Below are 16648 nucleotides of genomic sequence, written 5' to 3' on the forward strand. Positions count from 1 at the left end.
AATGTAGGCGGGAAATTTTTCCGGAACTGCTTCCGGACCTTCGGTGCCTGTTTTCTACAGCTGCCGGCGCAGGACCGGGTTGGGGCCGTCTTCGAAATCAAAATCCGGATGCGCGGCCAGAAACTCCTCGACCGCAGTCCGGCATCCGCCATAGTCATGATAATCGTCAATCATGATCACGCCGCCGGGACTGAGCTTGGCTGACACCTCTTTCAGACAGTAGGCGACCGGGTCATACCAGTCGCAATCGAGATGCACGAATGCCAGGGCCTCACAAGGGACATCCGGCCAGGTTTCTTCAAAAAGCCCCTTGTGCAAATGCACGCCATTTTGCCCGACGGGAACGGAATATCGTGCAAAGCTGCTGCGGACTTCCTCATAAAGCTTGTCCCGATAGCCGTAATATTGCTGTCCATCGATCCCGCGGGAAGATCCGGATTTGATGTCCTGATAACGGGAGCGGGATTTCTGGTCATCCTTGTCAGACGTGGGCTCCGGGATCATTCCGAACACGTCGAGGCCGTGAAACTGGCGGCCCGATGCCCGGCCGGCAATCAATATGGCCGATCCGCCAAGGGCGACTCCGAATTCGGCAAAGTCACCCGCAACACCGGCAACGGAATCGAGCGCCTGCTCCATTCGCTGCAGCTTGGCAGGAGACAGGTAAGTCAGCCCCTCATCCATGACCTGACGGGCAACAGGAGACAGTTTGTGGCTTGAGAGCCGGTTGCGAACGCGGCGGGCCAGAGGGCGGACGGTATCGATGATCATCATGGGCTGACCCTGCATCAATCATGGTTAACAAACCGTAAAGCCGGTGGTTTTGATCATCGCGCGCAAAAGCCGTGCACCCGGACCGCGACAGGCACAGGCGCCAGATCGGCATTCGGCAAACGGCGACAAATATTGAAGATGGAAAAATGGTGGGCGATGACAGGCTCGAACTGCCGACATCTTCGGTGTAAACGAAGCGCTCTACCAACTGAGCTAATCGCCCCCATATCGGGGTTGGACGGGCTCGCCCGCCAACTGGTCCGCGGCCATTGCCAAAACATGAGGGCTTTGGCAAGCGTCTTTCGGTTGCTTTGTTCGAAAATTGCGAAAAAGCAAACTTGTGGAGGCATCGGACACAGGCTTGTCAGGCCTGAAAAAATGCAAAGGCTAGGTCAAACCGCGATTCGCGTTCCCTACCAGCTTATCCACAGCATTTAATGCAATAATTACAGTTGGTTAAAAAGATTTTAAGCAAAATCCAAGGCTTGCTGCTGTCAACAGAAATATTTCAATTTTTTTACGATCGCGGCCTTGATCGACTCGTTCCCCGGCGCCTAGTAATGGTCTCTCGGTTGGTGGTCATGGATTCGAACAATCCTGATCTCAATACAGGAAAATTTTCGGGCTGAAACGCGTTTTCAGCAACAAGAGAGCTGTCTCCTCAATATGCTTTGGCTGGGATGTTGGGGGAAGGGAGACGGGCTCTCCGGGAAACGGAAAACGGCTTCACGCAGAGGGAGCCGGTACAAAATATCGGGGGATGTTGGTGGTTCAAAATCTGGAACAGAATGGCGGCAGGTCTGCTGAAGGAGCGATGGTGGGCAGCGAAAACAGCCCGGAAATGGAAGACCGCCTCCAGACCGCCTGGGAAAATATCTGTTCCGGACTGCGCCGTGACCTCGGTGCCCAGATCTATGGCCAGTGGATCAAGCCGGTCCGCATGACCGCATTTGACGCAGCCGACGGATCGCTGACCCTGACCCTGCCCTCCGAATTTGCCGCCAGCTGGGTCCGCGATCGCTATGCCGACCGCCTGACACTGGCCTGGAAAAACGAACTGCCCGACGTCCGGACCATTTCCTTTTCCGCACGAGCCGGCGCGGCGCGCATCGCGCAGGTCAAACGGCAAAAACCGGTTGATCCCGCCCCGGCATTTGCCGCTGCCGAGAAAGGCCAGTTCCGCCTCGAACTTGATCCGCGGATGACCTTTGACGAATTTATTGCAGGCCATTCCAACGTCCTCGCCCTTAATGCCGCGCAGCGGATGGCGGATACCGAGAAACCGCTTTTCAGCCCGCTCTATCTGCAGTCCTCGACGGGCCAGGGCAAAACCCATCTGATGCATGCGATCGGCCACGCTTATCGCGACGCCTTCCCCGAATCGCGGATCATCTACATGTCGGCAGAGCGGTTCATGATCGAATTTGTCTCCGCCATGCGCCGCAACGAGGCGATGGAATTCAAGGGTGCTCTGCGCCAGGCGGACTTGCTGATGATCGATGATATCCAGTTCATCGTCGGCAAGAACAGCACCCAGGAAGAATTTTTGCACACGGTGGATTCGCTGATCAGCCAGGGCAAGCGGATCGTTGTCGCCGCCGACCGGCCGCCCCAGGCGCTGGATGGTGTGGACCAGCGGTTGCTGTCGCGTCTGTCCATGGGTCTGGTCGCCGATATCCAGTCCGCCGGACTGGAACTGCGGCGCGATATTCTGGAACATCGCCTTGCGCAAATGCCGCACCAGGATGTGCCGGCCGACGTTGTCGAATTTCTCGCCCGGACGATCAGCCGCAATCTCCGTGAACTGGAAGGCGGGCTCAACAAGCTGCTCGCCTATGCCCAGCTGACCGGCCGGCCGATCACGCGCGAGCTGGCGGAAGAGCAGCTGTCCGACATTTTGAGCGCCTGCCGCCGGCGGATCACGATTGATGAAATTCAGCGCACGGTTTGCGAATATTACCGGCTGGACCGGAACGAGATGTCATCAAAGCGCCGCGCCCGCGCCGTCGCCCGTCCGCGCCAGGTCGCGATGTATCTGGCCAAGGTGATGACCCCGCGCAGCTATCCCGAAATCGGCCGCAAGTTCGGGGGCCGGGACCACAGCACGGTGATCCACGCGGTCAAGCTGGTCGAACAGCTCCGGGGAGAAGATACCGAAATGGACAATGATGTGCGGATGCTGTTGCGTCAGCTCGAAAGCTGACGCTGCACAGGATCGGGTGTGCGTGCGTCCCTTGCGAAACGCCCGGTTATTTCCTGTCTTTTTCCGGAGCCACCGAAATCCGGACCCGCTCGCCGCTATTCCCGGGGAAACCGGTGAACATGGCTTCAACGAGATTGGGCACCAGATAGGTCAGGTTTTTTGACCGCGACTGGGCTTCGGCCGTGCCTTCAAACAGGCGTTCGCCGTCGGCCTGGCGATTGATCTTCAGGTCCAGTTCCGACGTGTAGACGGTAAAACTCCGCACGCTGCCAAAACCGGAAAAGCCGTGCCCGCCAAAGAGGAACGGGTCATGAAAGCCATAACGGTAGCGATGCCGGCCATAGAATCCGCGCCCGTAAAAACCGCCGAACCCGACACGGGAATAGAAGGGATCATAGGTGCCCACAACACGCTCGCGCCCCTTGTCGACATCATAATCCATCTGCACGAGCAGCTCGGCACTGGCCGGATCGGCACTTCGCCGGTACCCCAGCTGGGTCATCCGCTCCTCGACGAGGCTGGCATATTGTGAAAATTCCAGTCCGCCGGCGAGATCGGGATCAGAGGCGACAACGGCAAATGTCTGTCCCTGTGTATCCGGCAGCGCCTCGAAGCGCTGAACATCGGCACGAAATGGTGTGGCGCATGCCCCGAGAGCGAGAAATGCGAGAGGGACCAGGACTTTCAGTCGTCCGGTCCGTTTCCTGTCTGGTTGAGACCCTGTCATAGTCATTCCTTCAAGTTGCCCACCATCTGAGATGGGCTTAGCAATAGCATGCTGAACCCGTTTTGAACGACAAAAAAGCACGGATTATCGGACGATCCGAGTAAAATCGGGAAAATTTTGGCGGGATTCCGGAATTTGCCATCCCCAACCTCCGCCGGACACAGCCGAATCACTTTTCATGGGGCACAGGATCCTCTGCAGACAAAAGAAAACCCGCCGTGAAGCGGGTTACTTTTTGTCAGTATTGCCAGCCGGTCAGGACAGGGCAGCAACCCGTTTTGTCAGACGGCTGAATTTGCGGGCAGCGGTGTTCTTGTGGAACACGCCCCGTGCCACGCCGCGGGCCAGTTCGGGCTGCACCGCAGAAAGCGCGGCTGTTGCAGCGGCCTTGTCGCCAGCTTCCAGAGCCGTTTCCACCGATTTGATCTTCGTACGGATCTGGCTGACCCGGTTCTTGTTGATGACCGTACGGCGCGCGTTGCGACGGATACGTTTTTTAGCCTGTGGCGTATTGGCCATGAATTTACCTCAAATATGAAATGCTGGATCGCCATGAACCGCTGTTGCGCCCATGGCTCAAGTCGGCGGGCAATAGCGTGAGAGGCGATTCCCGTCAACAGTTTGTTGGAGGAAGTACCGGCGCGGCTATTTTTGGCATTTCCCGCAGAAAAACGTGGATCGGCCGCTGTCCACCCGGCGGCGGACCGGGGCCCCGCAGGCGCACGGCTCTCCTTCCCGGCCATAGACCAGCCAGTCCTTGGCAAAATAGCCCAGTTCTCCATCCGGCTGGGCGAAGTCCCGCAAGCTCGATCCGCCCGCGGCGATCGCCGCGGCGAGCACCTGCTTGATCGCCTCGACAAGCCGGTCGTAGCGCGGCCGCGATATTCCGCCCCCGGCCCGTCGGGGGGAGATTCCGGCCATGTGGAGCGCTTCGCAGACATAGATATTGCCGAGGCCGGCAACGATCCGCTGGTCGAGCAACAGCTGCTTGATCGGCGCCTTGCGGTCCCTTGTCGCCTGTTTGAGATATGTCCCGGTCAGGTCCTCGCCAAGCGGTTCGGGGCCCATGGCGACAAACGGGCGATAGGTGTCCAGTTCGTCCATCCGGATCAGGTCCAGTGACCCGAATCGGCGGGGATCATTGAGAACGAGCCGCCGGTTTTCCTCGGTCTCCAGCACCAGATGATCATGCTTTTCGATTTCTTCCGGATCGATCCGCCACCGCCCCGACATGCCGAGGTGAAAGATCAGCATGTCGCCGCGATCCGTGGCAATCAGGCCGTATTTGGCCCGGCGCCCCAGACTGGTCACCCGGGATCCGGTCATCCGTTGCCGCAAATCAGCGGGAATCGGCCAGCGCAGGTCGGCCCGGCGCGGTTCGACAAGTGTCAGCCGCTTCCCTTCCAGAACCGGACGCAGGCCCGCAACCGTGGTTTCGACTTCTGGCAGTTCCGGCATGCTGATCCCTGATTGATAAATACTGTCGAACGTGCAGCTACAGGGAGATTGCAGTGCTGCCAAGCCTCGTCTAATGCCGGGAGACAACCCGGCACAGTGCGGGCACAGCAAGGGCAAGAGCAACGATCAATGATTGAAAGCAAAACCGTCTCCTTTGGCTATGAAGAGGTCGCACCGGAAGACAAGGCCGGCCGGGTCGGGCAAGTCTTTTCCAGCGTCGCCAGCAAATATGACGTGATGAACGATGCGATGAGCGCGGGCACCCATCGTCTGTGGAAGGACCGGTTCGTGCGGCGCGTCAAGCCGCGTGCCGGCGAGGACATTCTGGACATGGCCGGCGGCACCGGTGACATCGCCTTTCGGATGGCGGACAGCGGTGCCAATATCACCGTAGCGGACATCAATGCGGACATGCTGTCCGAGGGCATTGACCGGGCGATCCGCAAGGGCATTGATGGCCTGGTCTGGAGCGAACAGAATGCCGAGACGCTGAACTTCCCCGATGCCCATTTTGATGCCTATACCATCGTCTTCGGCATCCGGAATGTGACCGATATCCCGGCAGCCCTGGCCGAGGCCCACCGCGTGCTGCGCTTTGGCGGCCGCTTCTACTGCATGGAATTTTCCAAAACCCTGTGGCCGGGTTTTGACAAGCTCTATGATTTCTACTCGCACCGCGTGCTGCCTAAAATTGGCAAGGCCGTCGCGGGAGATGAGGAAAGCTATCGCTATCTCGCCGAATCGATTGACCGGTTCCCGCCCATGGAGGACTTCCGGGCAATGATCGCAGCGGCCGGTTTCGCCCAGACCAGGGTGGAACCAATGATGGGCGGTCTGGTCGCCATTCACAGCGGCTGGAAAGTCTGAACCGCCCCGCATGACATCCGCCCGCACGCATATTTTCCGGCTGCTCAGATGGGGCCGCACGCTCGCCAGGCATGGCGCGCTGCGCGATATCGAAAAGCACAAGGCGACACCGCCACAGGTCCGGCGCCTGTTCCGGCTGGCCCGGCTTGGCACGATCCAGCCGAAGGAACCCAATTATTCGGCCGCCTTGCAGGCCATCGGCCCGGCGGCGATCAAGCTCGGCCAGACGCTTGCCACGCGTCCCGACATTATCGGTGAAGAAGCCGCGCGCGATTTGCTGAAACTGCAGGACAGCCTGCCGCCCGTGCGCTTTGACAAGATTCGCGACGAAATAGAACTCAGCCTCGGCAAACCGCTCGATGAACTCTACAGCCATATCGATCCGGAACCGGTCGGCGCCGCCTCGATCGCCCAGGTCCACCGGGCGACGACGATTGAGGGCAAGGATGTGGCGGTCAAGGTGCTGCGGCCCGGCATCATCAAGAAATTTGGCGAGGATATTGACACCTATGAATGGGCCGCGGCCCATCTCGAGGCGATGGGCGGCGAGGCCAAAAGGCTGCGACCGCAACTCGTCATCGCCAATTTCCGCCGCTGGACCATGCGGGAGCTGGACCTGCGTCGCGAGGCCGCCAGCGCGTCCGAACTGGCCGAGCATATGGCCAATGTTGAACAATATGAAATTCCCGCGATCGACTGGGACCGGACCTCGGGCCGGGTGCTGACGCTCGACTGGGTAGATGGTGTCAAGATATCGCGGCGCGAGGATCTGATCGCGGCCGGGCATGATCTCAACGAGCTTGCCAACCGTCTGGTGCACACCTTTCTCAAACAGGCGATTGAGGCCGGATATTTTCACGCGGACATGCATCAGGGGAACCTGTTCGTGAAACCCGATGGCACGATCGTCGCGATCGATTTCGGGATCATGGGGCGGATCAACAAAAAGGCACGTTTCTGGCTGGCGGAAATCCTCTACGGTCTGACCACCGGCAACTACAAGCGTGTGGCCGAAATCCATTTTGAGGCCCAATATGTGCCGGATCATCACAGCATGGAGGATTTCGCGACCGCACTGCGCGCGGTCGGTGAGCCGATGCGTGGCAAGCCGGTGAGCGAATTGTCGGTCGGCGACATGCTTGACGGTCTCTTCGCGATCACCCGCGATTTCGACATGGAGACCCAGCCGCATCTGCTGCTGCTACAGAAAACCATGGTGATGGTCGAAGGGATCGCCACTGATCTCAACCCGGGCATCAACATGTGGGACACCAGCGGCCCCTATGTGAAGGAATGGATCCGCGGCGAGCTGGGACCGGAGGCGGCCATTGCCGACCGGATCAATTCCGATGTCGACACATTGCTGATGCTGCCCGATATCGTCCGGCGGCTGGACGAGCAGCTGCCCCGCAAAGGCGGCGCCCCGCCGGCACTGCCGGTGGCCGATGTCGAGCTGATCTGGGACCGCCGCAAGACCCGGTCCGGTGGAGGATTCTGGCGTTATGTGCTAGTCGCCCTGATAGCCGGCGGCGCGGGGGCCGGGGCGATGTTCCTGTGGGGATGACGAGATGAGCACAGCCAGACATATCCTCCTGATCATCGGCGGCGGGATCGCGGCGTACAAGGCGAGCGAGCTGATCCGGCTGATCAAAAAGGCCGGTATGACCGTGCGCTGTGTGCTGACCGAGTCGGGTGCTCAGTTTGTTACACCGATGACTTTGGCCGCCCTGTCCGAAAACGAAGTGCACACCACATTGTGGTCGCTCAAGGATGAGGCGGAAATGGGGCATATTCAATTGTCCCGCGAGGCGGATCTGGTTGTTGTCTGTCCGGCCACGGCAAATCTGCTGGCAAAAATGGCCGGCGGGATTGCCGATGATCTGGCGACCACCTTGCTGCTGGCGACGGACACGCCTGTCCTGGCGGTGCCGGCAATGAATGTCCGGATGTGGGAACATGCCGCCACCCAGCGCAATCTGGAGCAACTGAAAGCGGATGGCATTGCCATCATGCCCCCGGATGAAGGCGATATGGCCTGCGGCGAATATGGCCCGGGCCGCCTGCCCGATCCCGAAGCGATCATGGCCGAAATTTCGCGCCGGCTGGGTGATGGATCCGGCACGACGCTGGACACCGCCAGCGAACTCGGACCCAACCCGCTCGACGGGCAACCGGCATTTGCTCCGGACGCGCATCGGCCGCTGCATGGTCGCCACGTGCTGATCACGGCGGGTCCGACCCGCGAGCCGATTGATCCGGTCCGCTATATTGCCAACCGGTCTTCCGGGCGGCAGGGATTTGCCATTGCCGCCGCCGCTGCGGAAGCTGGCGCAGACGTTACACTCGTCGCCGGACCGGTGCATCTGCCCACCCCGGCCGGGGTCATGCGCGTGGACGTAGAAACCGCCCGCGAAATGGAAGCCGCAGTGCACGCAGCGCTCCCCGCTGATATTGCGATCATGGTGGCCGCAGTGGCCGACTGGCGGGCAGCGGAAAATGCCGACCAGAAGATCAAGAAGAAGGGTGACGCGCCGCCGCCGCTAAAACTGGCCGAAAATCCGGACATTTTGGCGGGTCTCGCCAATCACAAAGCCCGGCCGGGGCTGCTGATCGGATTTGCTGCCGAAACCGAGAATATTGCCGAGCATGCACGTGCGAAGCTGGCCCGCAAGGGTTGTGACTGGATTGTCGCCAATGATGTGTCGGGAGATGTCATGGGTGGCGACGAAAACAGCGTCCACATCATCACCGCCGAGGGTTCGGAAATCTGGGAACGCCTGCCCAAGCCCGAGGTTGCCCGGCGACTTGTCGAGAAGATCAGCACCACCATCACCGAGGAAAACTGAAGCCACCATGTTCAAACCGATTGACATTGCCGTCAAGCGCCTGCCCGATGCTGGCGATCTGCCCCTTCCTTCCTATGAAACATCCGGCTCGGCCGGGATGGATGTCCGGGCCGCAGAAACCGCAAGCATCGCGCCCGGAAAACGCGCGCTTGTTGGCACCGGTTTCGCCTTTGCCATTCCCGAAGGCTATGAAGTGCAGGTCCGGCCGCGCTCTGGACTGGCGCTCAAGAAAGGCGTATCTGTGCTGAATACGCCCGGGACGATCGACAGCGACTATCGCGGCGAGATCAAGGTCATTCTGGCCAATCTGGGCGAAGAGCCATTTGTCGTCGAACGCGGCGACCGGATCGCCCAGATTGTCGTCGCTCCCGTGCAGCGCGGAAATCTGGTCGAGGTTGAATCGCTGGACGAGACGGCGCGCGGAAGCGGCGGTTTCGGATCAACAGGAGTATAGGTCATGAGCTTTTTGGGTTTTGCAATTGCGACAAGTCTTCAGGCGGCCACCCCGGCTGCGGCAGCCATGCCGCCGATGCCGGAAGACCTGAATGAAATTCCGATAGCCGAGTTCAGGAACAAGCCGACATATGCTTACCGGGAATCGCTCAAGGCAAAGAAACTGACAAAAGGCTGCGAACCGACCCGCAAGGTCAATGACGGCGAATATTATTTCGTCAGCGTCGTCATGCTGACAGACGGGGCGGGAGGTCTGAAACGGGTCACCCCCGTGTCCATCGACTGTCCCCCGCTTGAAGAATATGTCGCCAGGTATTTCGCCCGTACGGGAAAAGACAATATGCAACCGACCGCGGATGGCAAACCGGCCTGGCGGCGTACCATGCTGAAATTCTACTGGTAGGCATTTGGCGCTTTCCGATCATCAGCTGGACCGTTATGCGCGGCATATTGTGCTGCGTGATATTGGCGGTGCCGGGCAGAAAAAGCTGCTCGATGCACATGTCCTGATCATCGGCGCTGGCGGCATTGGCTGTCCGGCGATCCAGTATCTCGCAGCCGCCGGTATCGGCAAACTGACGATTGTGGACGATGATGTCGTCTCGCTTTCCAACCTCCAGCGGCAGATATTGTTCACGTCCGACGACATCGGGCAGCCAAAAGTGGAAGTTGCACAAAAGGCCGCCGGCAGGATCAATCCCGAAACGTTAATAAATATAGTTAATCAGAGACTTACCGCGCAGCATTTTTCTGGCGAAAGTGCAGCATTTTTTGATGATATCGACGTGATTGTGGACGGTTCGGACAATTATCGGACCCGCCTTCTGGTGTCGGACCTGTCGATTGCGCACAAGGTGCCGCTGGTCTCCGCTGCCATTGGCCAGTTCCAGGGTCAGCTGGGCACCTTCCGCGGCTGGGAAGAGGACAAGCCCTGTTACCGCTGCTTCGTCGGCGATGCGCTGGATCCCGATGACTGCGACAATTGTTCGGAAGTCGGTGTGCTCGGCGCGATGGTCGGGCTGATGGGCAGCTTTGCGGCGATGGAAGCCATTCGCGTGATCACCGGATTTGGCGATGATCCGGCCGGAAAACTGCAATTGCTCGACGGACTGAAGCCATCGATGCGCAGTCTCAATCTGCCGAAAGACCCGGCCTGCAGCAGCTGCGGAACGTAGCGGATCGCCGATTTGCCTTTCTGGCAGGGATTCGGCAAAACTGCATCATCAACAGGGGAGAGAAGATATGACAATTCCGGTCACCGGACTGACGGCAGCAATTTGTGCCTTGCTGCTCATCTATTGCGCCTTTGCCACCGTCAAGGTGCGGTTTGCCAACAAGATCGGTTTTGGCGACGGTGACAATCCCGACCTGCTTGTCGCCCGGCGCACTCATGCGAATCTTTCGGAACATGCGCCGATTTTCCTGATCCTGCTGGCGATATTGGAGCTGGCAAATGCCCATCACCTGGGTCTGACCGTCATAGCCGCGATTTTCCTGATCGGCCGTGTCTCCCATGTTATCGGGATGAACGTCCACCACAAGGGCGGCTCTCCGAGGTTGCGACAGATCGGTGTCATGGCCACCTGGCTCACCACCATCATCCTGGCGGTCTGGATCCTGTTCCTGTTTGCCACCAAACATATCTGAACCCGGGCGAGCCGGTTCAGAAACTGGCCCCGTCCACCTTGCGAACCGGCAGGTGCTGCCAGTCCTCCGGTTCAAACAGCCGCATGTTCACACCCATCCGGTCCGACGGCGCGGTCCGGGGTGTCCAGTGAGTAGCCGTTCCACAGCGCGCGCAGGTCCGGAAGGGATGGTCCCGTCGCCTTGCACATAGCTGTTCAGCGCCTCGGGATCCGCATTTATCGTAACCCTTTTGGGATGCCAGTAGCCCCCGATCCACCCGGTCTTGCGGCATAGCGAGCAATTGCATTTCAGGACTTCTCCGGGTGGTCCCGGCACACTGACCTGCACCGCACCGCAATGGCAACTGCCCCTGAGTTCAGACATTTGTCAGCAGATCCTCGACCCAGACCGGAACCAGATCCCCGGCCTTGCCCATCCGGCTTTCGTGAAAATACAGGCTGCCTTCCGACGGATCGAGATTCATTTCCAGCGTCCTCGCGCCATAGTGCCGCGCGGATTGCACAAAGCCCGCCGCCGGATAGACCGCCCCGGACGTGCCGATCGACACGAACAGATCGCATTGGGCCAGCGCCAGTTCGATGCGCTCCATCTGATAGGGCATTTCCCCGAACCAGACGATATCCGGCCGCAGATGCCCAAACTGGTCGCATTTCGGACAGGCCGGATCGAGCGCCATTTTGCCGGCAAAGGGAGAACGCTCGCCGCAGGCCAGGCACCAGGCGCTGCGCAATTCGCCGTGCATGTGCAGAAGACGCTGCGACCCCGCGCGGTCATGCAGGTCATCGACATTTTGCGTCACCAGCAAGAGGTCTCCGGGCCATTTCTGATCCAGTTCTGCCAGCGCCTGATGCGCCGGATTGGGCTGCACCGCATCCAGTTTGGCCCGCCGCTCGTCATAAAATTTCTGGACCATGTCCGGATCGCGGGCGAACGCTTCGGGTGTTGCGACATCTTCTACCCGGTGTCCCTCCCAAAGCCCATCGGGTCCTCGAAAGGTCGCGACGCCGCTTTCCGCGCTGATCCCGGCGCCGGTGAGAATGACGATATTGTTGATATTTTCCACGGGAACTGACCTCATCGTCACCCTGAACTTGTTTCAGGGTCCATTTATCCTCTAGACGCTGTTTGTGACGGAAGATGGATGCTGAAACAAGTTCGGCATGACGGATATTGGGGTGTTATGACAAAAATCGGAATTATCGGCAGCGAGGGTCGCATGGGCCACGCCCTGGTGGCAGCTATCGCGGAAGCCGGACTCGCCCATGCCGGCGGCGCCGACCAGGGAGATGATGTCGGCGCGCTGGCCCGTGCCAGCGATGTGCTGGTCGACTTTTCCTCGCCCGCTGCGCTCGACGCCAATCTCGCCGCCTGTATCGCAGCCGGCAAGCCCACCGTCATCGGCACGACCGGGCTGGAGGATGCGCATCATGCGGCGATTGACCAAGCGGCGGGGAAAATCGCCATACTCCAGACCGGCAACACTTCGCTGGGTGTCAACATGCTGGCTGCGCTGGTCGAGCAGGCCGCCGCGAAGCTGGGCGATGACTGGGACATCGAAATTGTCGAGATGCATCACCGGCACAAGGTCGACGCGCCTTCGGGCACGGCGAAACTGCTCGGCGAAGCGGCCGCGACCGGGCGCGGTATTGATCTCGCCAACAGCAGCGAATCCGGACGCGACGGCATTACCGGTGCCCGCCAAAAGGGCGCGATCGGCTTCGCCGCCCTGCGTGGCGGCTCGGTGGCCGGAGACCATAGCGTGATCCTCGCCACAGACGAAGAGCGTCTCGAGCTCACCCACCGCGCCGAAAACCGCATGATCTTCGCCCGCGGCGCGGTAAAGGCGGCGGAGTGGCTGGCGGGGCAAGGGGCCGGGCGGTATCGGATGGGCGCGGTTTTGGGGCTCTAGGCGCTAGGCCCTGCCCTCGACAGGAACCAGTTTCAAATAGCGACCAAGCAGCCTTTGGGCATCAAATTCAGGATATCCGTCGTTTCCTTCGAGCATGGGTTCTTGGGCTGCGCATTGAACAAGCTCCCATTTTATCATCGAACTGCCATCTTCAAGGTCGATTGAAAGACCCAGATTTTTGGCATCCAAAATGAATTTTGATAATGCGCGAATTCGAAAATCAATTGAAATACCCAGCCTTCCCAGATCTTCTGCAGTTTCTACTGAACGGGTTTCTTTGATGATGCACAGAAGCTGTTCTGTGATATCGGCACGCGCAGCTGAATGAAGTTTGGCATGTGACTGCATTACATCTGCCATCAGTTCGGGAGGCACGATTTGAGTGTTAATCTCTTCAAGTAACCGGGTCACACCCGTTTCTCCCGCAATGCCGTTCGCGCGGCATCGGCGAGAAAACCCGACCTGTTTGTCGCCACCTTGTCGATGGCCGCGACTAGTCCCTCATCCAGGGTCACATTGACCCTCATCGATTTTCCGGGACGTTCGGCTCGGACCAAAATCCGTGCCACTTCTTCAACTTCTGGATCGTGCGCGAGCGAATCAAAGGGAGACGGCGCTGCCAGTTCATCGCCAAATTCAGCCGATGCGATCAAGTGGCCAGCAAGAGCTTCCTCGGCATTTTCCGCGGCCTCCTGTTCGGTTTTGCCATGTGAAACACAGCCCGGCAGATCGGGAAAGAACACGCCATAGCCGTCTTGCGCTTTTTCAATAATCGCTGGATAATAAACCGTCGCCACCAATTTCTCCAATTATCTCAATTTCAATCTGCTCTGGCGCTCAATGCTCTTCAATGTACCAATGGGCAGATCGGCTTTGGGATGCGGAACCGTCACAATGCCTGGTCTGTCAGGATGCCGAAGATGTTTATGGCTCCCACTTTGCCGGACTTCTTTCCAACCGGCGCGTTTCAGCCTTTTCAAAACCTCTTTGCTCCGCATCACACCCCTGATTCTCGATGTAATGTGTATTAATACACACTTTATGGAGAAATGCAATCTACAACCCGTTAATCCTTCCGGGCTTGTAAACCGCAACTCCCTGTGCTGGACATAAATCCCATGAAAAAAGCCGATATCTTCGAATTTTACTCGCGGCTGGCGGCGGACAATCCGTCGCCGGAAACCGAGCTCAATTACGGCAATGTCTATCAGCTGGTCGTCGCCGTCGCGCTGTCGGCGCAGTCGACGGACATCGGCGTCAACAAGGCGACAAAAGCGCTGTTTGCTGATGTGAAGACACCACAACAGATGGTCGACCTGGGGCTCGACGGGCTCAAGGAGCATATCAAGACGATCGGGCTGTACAACAACAAGGCCAAAAACGTCATCGCCCTGTCAGAGTTGCTGATCGCCAATTATGGCGGAGAGGTGCCCGCCGACCGGGATGAACTGACGAAGCTCCCCGGTGTCGGCCGCAAAACCGCCAATGTCGTGATGAACTGTGCCTTCGGGGCCGAAACCTTCGCCGTCGATACGCATATCTTCCGGGTCGGCAACCGCACCGGGCTGGCGCCGGGCAAGACCCCGCTGGCGGTGGAAAAGAAGCTCGACAAGCAAACCCCGGCCCCGTTTCGGGTCCATGCGCATCACTGGCTGATCCTGCATGGCCGCTATATCTGCAAGGCGCGCAAGCCCGAATGCTGGCGCTGCCCGGTTGCGGATCTGTGCCGGTTCAAGAAGAAGACGCCAGCGCCCTGAAGCGCTCGCAGCCTGTCGCGGATTTCATTCATCCTGCCGACAGCGCGGGTCTGGTAAACGCCGAAAGGATGGAGAACCAAGGTTGAGGTCAAGGAGATTGTCCATGCGTATGTTAACCCCCCTTCTCATCGGATCGCTGGTCGCGGCTGGCGGCGTGGCTTATGCCGGGAAGTCGTCATCGAAGGATGACAAATATGTCATTACGGAAATTGGCGAGCCGGAAAACTGCATCCGTCGTTCGCAGATCCGCTCTACCGATGTGATCAGCGACAGCATTATCGATTTCAAGATGCGCGGCGGCGATATCTATCGCAACACCCTGCCCAACCGGTGCAGCGGTCTCGCATTTGAGGAAGCCTTTTCCTACCGGACATCGGTCAACCAGCTGTGCAGCGTCGACATCATCCGCGTGATCGACAATAGCGGCGGCGGCATCCGCGAACGCAACGCCTGCGGCCTCGGCAAATTCCAGAAGATCGAGAAAACCAAAAAGGCGGACACCGAAGGCTGACCGGCAACCGTCCCAGGCGACCGGCCAGCACACGGAAAAGCCGAACCGGTGAAAATATGGGCTGGCAAAGCCCGATTTCGGCTGCTAAGCGCTGTCGCCTGATCGCGATAACCGGTCACTGGCACCCGTAGCTCAGCTGGATAGAGCGCTGCCCTCCGAAGGCAGAGGCCAGAGGTTCGAATCCTCTCGGGTGCGCCAGGTTTCCTGAAAGACTTGGCCTGCAATCCCAGGCGGCATTTTTGCAGCCGATCAGCACCAGCTCGAATTTCTGTAGCAGTTTGAAAATGGTTTTAAGATTCCGAGATGGCCCAAACGGCTTCTTTTTACTCGAGTATCAAGAAATCTGCCTCAACTCTCCCGGAATCTTCCGACCGGGCTTTTCCCACTAACCCGAACTTCCATCTTTCCACTATCGAAGTTTCCAATACCAAGATATCCGAAGCGAATGGCACGGCGCCCCAAATACATGCGCGAACAAGACCCGGTTCCGATCAAGGTGGAGCGCCACATGCTGGAGATGGGTTTGAACGGTCAAGCGCCTATATCGACTGGTGTTGGGCCAACGGCTTTGAGGGATCGCTAGAGAAGTCCGGTGCTGATCTTATGGAGGAACGCGAAGCCTATCAGCATATACAGGCCCGCCGCGTCGCCCATTCCAGGTTGCATCGAAACCCGAAAGCATTTTTGAAAGCGGTGTGTTCCGGCGACCTTTCTTCCGATGACATTGACCGCCCGATTTTCAAACAGGCTGCCGCCGTGATTGAGGCCAGCAAGGAGGATGCCGGCGCCCGATCTTCGTTACTCGACATGTTGCTCCAACTGTCGGGTCATGGTGACTTCGTCTTTCAAACAGTTGCTGACAGGTCCAATACACCGTTCCTGCGCGGCTTGATCAAACTGCACGATCACAAGGCCCTGTGGCTGCGACCACTCGAGGAATGGAAGCCGAAAAGCAAAAATCACGACAAGATGTTTGGAGAGCTCACTCATCATCTGTTTGACCAATATGGCGATGTTCCCACATTCATGGAAAGCGTGTGGTTGAGGGATGACCGTCCGAGCTGGCGTTTCCGCGACTGGTACGTGCTCTGGGACGCGGCTGCAATCTGCGCAAGGCGAAGTCTCCTGTCCCGCTGAGCAAGAAAATGGCGCATCATTTTCTGCAAGCTCCCGACAACTATTCCGTCGAGCAAGCCTTGCGGTGGGGACAGATGAAAGCCCTGGGATGTGCGGATGCTGCCATCAACGCCATAGCGGCATCACGGCTGGGACGTTCGCTCCTTAACGAGGATTCCTGGTTCACTGTCCTTCGGTTCATTGCCGACAACCCAAAGCATCCGTTTCGTTCAAGAAGCTATTGGCCGGTGAATGACTGGTCTCCCGGTGCCCGTTCTATGGCGAAAGCGGTCTTCTGGTACTGTTGCGGTTTGCGCTTGATGACCCTCGATGATTTCCGCTAGCCTGCAAGCTTCATTCAGCTTTTGCGGAGACTAGTC

At 58.7% G+C, this 16648-nt stretch carries 22 protein-coding genes, 2 tRNA genes and 1 pseudogene; 14 read left to right on the forward strand and 11 right to left on the reverse strand.

All coding sequences use genetic code 11. The features are described 5' to 3' along the window. Positions 1-54: 54 nt before the first annotated feature. Positions 55-774, reverse strand: a complete 720-nt coding sequence (locus tag BUQ90_RS01175; protein WP_159437003.1) for a TylF/MycF/NovP-related O-methyltransferase — start codon at positions 772-774, stop codon at positions 55-57. Between the two features lie 147 nt (positions 775-921). Further along, positions 922-997, reverse strand: a tRNA-Val gene (locus BUQ90_RS01180). Between the two features lie 591 nt (positions 998-1588). Here BUQ90_RS01180 and dnaA point away from each other — a divergent pair. Continuing rightward, complete coding sequence (dnaA, locus tag BUQ90_RS01185; protein WP_204244766.1) at positions 1589-2977, forward strand: chromosomal replication initiator protein DnaA; 1389 nt, start codon at positions 1589-1591, stop codon at positions 2975-2977. A gap of 46 nt (positions 2978-3023) precedes the next feature. On the opposite strand, the gene BUQ90_RS01190 is transcribed toward dnaA, so the two are convergent. From BUQ90_RS01190 to mutM, 3 genes are all read right to left on the reverse strand, one after another. Then, on the reverse strand, positions 3024-3704 hold the full coding sequence (locus tag BUQ90_RS01190) for a DUF4136 domain-containing protein (protein ID WP_074203338.1): 681 nt from the start codon (positions 3702-3704) through the stop codon (positions 3024-3026). Positions 3705-3959: 255 nt separating this feature from the next. Beyond that, positions 3960-4223, reverse strand: a complete 264-nt coding sequence (gene rpsT, locus BUQ90_RS01195; RefSeq protein WP_074203339.1) for a 30S ribosomal protein S20 — start codon at positions 4221-4223, stop codon at positions 3960-3962. 126 nt (positions 4224-4349) lie between these two features. After that, positions 4350-5162 (reverse strand): bifunctional DNA-formamidopyrimidine glycosylase/DNA-(apurinic or apyrimidinic site) lyase, encoded by an 813-nt coding sequence (mutM, locus tag BUQ90_RS01200; RefSeq protein ID WP_074203340.1) that lies wholly within the window; start codon positions 5160-5162, stop codon positions 4350-4352. A gap of 129 nt (positions 5163-5291) precedes the next feature. On the opposite strand from mutM, the gene BUQ90_RS01205 reads away from it, so the two are divergent. The 7 genes from BUQ90_RS01205 (at position 5292) to BUQ90_RS01235 (ending at position 10975) form a co-directional block, all read left to right on the forward strand. Continuing rightward, positions 5292-6029: a class I SAM-dependent methyltransferase gene (locus tag BUQ90_RS01205; protein WP_074203341.1), complete on the forward strand. Its 738-nt coding sequence runs from the start codon at positions 5292-5294 to the stop codon at positions 6027-6029. Between the two features lie 10 nt (positions 6030-6039). Continuing rightward, entirely contained in the window at positions 6040-7593 is a 1554-nt protein-coding gene (gene ubiB, locus BUQ90_RS01210; RefSeq protein ID WP_074203342.1) for a 2-polyprenylphenol 6-hydroxylase, read from the forward strand. Positions 7594-7597: 4 nt separating this feature from the next. Beyond that, the gene (locus BUQ90_RS01215; RefSeq protein ID WP_074203343.1) at positions 7598-8875 is read left to right on the forward strand and encodes a bifunctional phosphopantothenoylcysteine decarboxylase/phosphopantothenate synthase; all 1278 of its coding nucleotides are present in this window, start codon (positions 7598-7600) and stop codon (positions 8873-8875) included. 7 nt (positions 8876-8882) lie between these two features. Continuing rightward, complete coding sequence (gene dut / locus BUQ90_RS01220) at positions 8883-9329, forward strand: dUTP diphosphatase (RefSeq protein ID WP_074203344.1); 447 nt, start codon at positions 8883-8885, stop codon at positions 9327-9329. A 3-nt stretch (positions 9330-9332) separates the two neighbouring features. Continuing rightward, the gene (locus BUQ90_RS01225) at positions 9333-9731 is read left to right on the forward strand and encodes a hypothetical protein (protein WP_074203345.1); all 399 of its coding nucleotides are present in this window, start codon (positions 9333-9335) and stop codon (positions 9729-9731) included. Between the two features lie 4 nt (positions 9732-9735). After that, positions 9736-10503: a HesA/MoeB/ThiF family protein gene (locus BUQ90_RS01230; RefSeq protein ID WP_074203346.1), complete on the forward strand. Its 768-nt coding sequence runs from the start codon at positions 9736-9738 to the stop codon at positions 10501-10503. A gap of 67 nt (positions 10504-10570) precedes the next feature. Next, positions 10571-10975 carry an MAPEG family protein gene (locus BUQ90_RS01235; protein ID WP_074203347.1) on the forward strand — a complete coding sequence of 135 codons (405 nt, stop codon included), beginning with the start codon at positions 10571-10573 and terminating at the stop codon, positions 10973-10975. 16 nt (positions 10976-10991) lie between these two features. Here BUQ90_RS01235 and BUQ90_RS17750 read toward each other — a convergent pair whose 3' ends face one another. The 3 genes and pseudogenes from BUQ90_RS17750 to BUQ90_RS01245 form a co-directional block, all read right to left on the reverse strand. Then, positions 10992-11261 (reverse strand): hypothetical protein, encoded by a 270-nt coding sequence (locus BUQ90_RS17750; RefSeq protein WP_204244722.1) that lies wholly within the window; start codon positions 11259-11261, stop codon positions 10992-10994. 17 nt (positions 11262-11278) lie between these two features. After that, positions 11279-11338, reverse strand: a pseudogene (locus BUQ90_RS17995) (hypothetical protein); the annotation flags it as partial. Further along, complete coding sequence (locus BUQ90_RS01245) at positions 11331-12038, reverse strand: NAD-dependent deacylase (RefSeq protein ID WP_074203348.1); 708 nt, start codon at positions 12036-12038, stop codon at positions 11331-11333. The gene BUQ90_RS01245 and the pseudogene BUQ90_RS17995, both read right to left, overlap by 8 nt. A gap of 117 nt (positions 12039-12155) precedes the next feature. Between BUQ90_RS01245 and dapB the strand changes: the two genes are divergently transcribed. Then, on the forward strand, positions 12156-12884 hold the full coding sequence (gene dapB / locus BUQ90_RS01250) for a 4-hydroxy-tetrahydrodipicolinate reductase (protein WP_074204792.1): 729 nt from the start codon (positions 12156-12158) through the stop codon (positions 12882-12884). 3 nt (positions 12885-12887) lie between these two features. On the opposite strand, the gene BUQ90_RS01255 is transcribed toward dapB, so the two are convergent. The 3 genes from BUQ90_RS01255 to BUQ90_RS01265 are packed head-to-tail and all read right to left on the reverse strand — an operon-like array spanning position 12888 to position 13882. Then, positions 12888-13295 carry a hypothetical protein gene (locus BUQ90_RS01255; protein ID WP_074203349.1) on the reverse strand — a complete coding sequence of 136 codons (408 nt, stop codon included), beginning with the start codon at positions 13293-13295 and terminating at the stop codon, positions 12888-12890. Beyond that, entirely contained in the window at positions 13292-13681 is a 390-nt protein-coding gene (locus BUQ90_RS01260; protein WP_074204793.1) for a type II toxin-antitoxin system HicB family antitoxin, read from the reverse strand. The genes BUQ90_RS01255 and BUQ90_RS01260 overlap by 4 nt, the downstream gene beginning before the upstream one ends. A gap of 12 nt (positions 13682-13693) precedes the next feature. After that, complete coding sequence (locus tag BUQ90_RS01265; protein ID WP_074203350.1) at positions 13694-13882, reverse strand: type II toxin-antitoxin system HicA family toxin; 189 nt, start codon at positions 13880-13882, stop codon at positions 13694-13696. 120 nt (positions 13883-14002) lie between these two features. Here BUQ90_RS01265 and nth point away from each other — a divergent pair, with 120 nt between their 5' ends. From nth to BUQ90_RS01290, 5 genes are all read left to right on the forward strand, one after another. Then, positions 14003-14641 carry an endonuclease III gene (gene nth / locus BUQ90_RS01270; RefSeq protein WP_074203351.1) on the forward strand — a complete coding sequence of 213 codons (639 nt, stop codon included), beginning with the start codon at positions 14003-14005 and terminating at the stop codon, positions 14639-14641. Positions 14642-14744: 103 nt separating this feature from the next. Further along, on the forward strand, positions 14745-15152 hold the full coding sequence (locus BUQ90_RS01275) for a hypothetical protein (RefSeq protein WP_074203352.1): 408 nt from the start codon (positions 14745-14747) through the stop codon (positions 15150-15152). A gap of 121 nt (positions 15153-15273) precedes the next feature. Continuing rightward, positions 15274-15350, forward strand: a tRNA-Arg gene (locus BUQ90_RS01280). Positions 15351-15455: 105 nt separating this feature from the next. After that, positions 15456-16289, forward strand: a complete 834-nt coding sequence (locus BUQ90_RS17650) for a hypothetical protein (RefSeq protein WP_074203353.1) — start codon at positions 15456-15458, stop codon at positions 16287-16289. 8 nt (positions 16290-16297) lie between these two features. Further along, positions 16298-16612 carry a hypothetical protein gene (locus tag BUQ90_RS01290; RefSeq protein WP_074203354.1) on the forward strand — a complete coding sequence of 105 codons (315 nt, stop codon included), beginning with the start codon at positions 16298-16300 and terminating at the stop codon, positions 16610-16612. Positions 16613-16648: the final 36 nt, after the last annotated feature.

Origin of the sequence: Parasphingorhabdus marina DSM 22363, from assembly GCF_900128895.1 — a bacterium.
Taxonomy (GTDB): domain Bacteria; phylum Pseudomonadota; class Alphaproteobacteria; order Sphingomonadales; family Sphingomonadaceae; genus Parasphingorhabdus; species Parasphingorhabdus marina.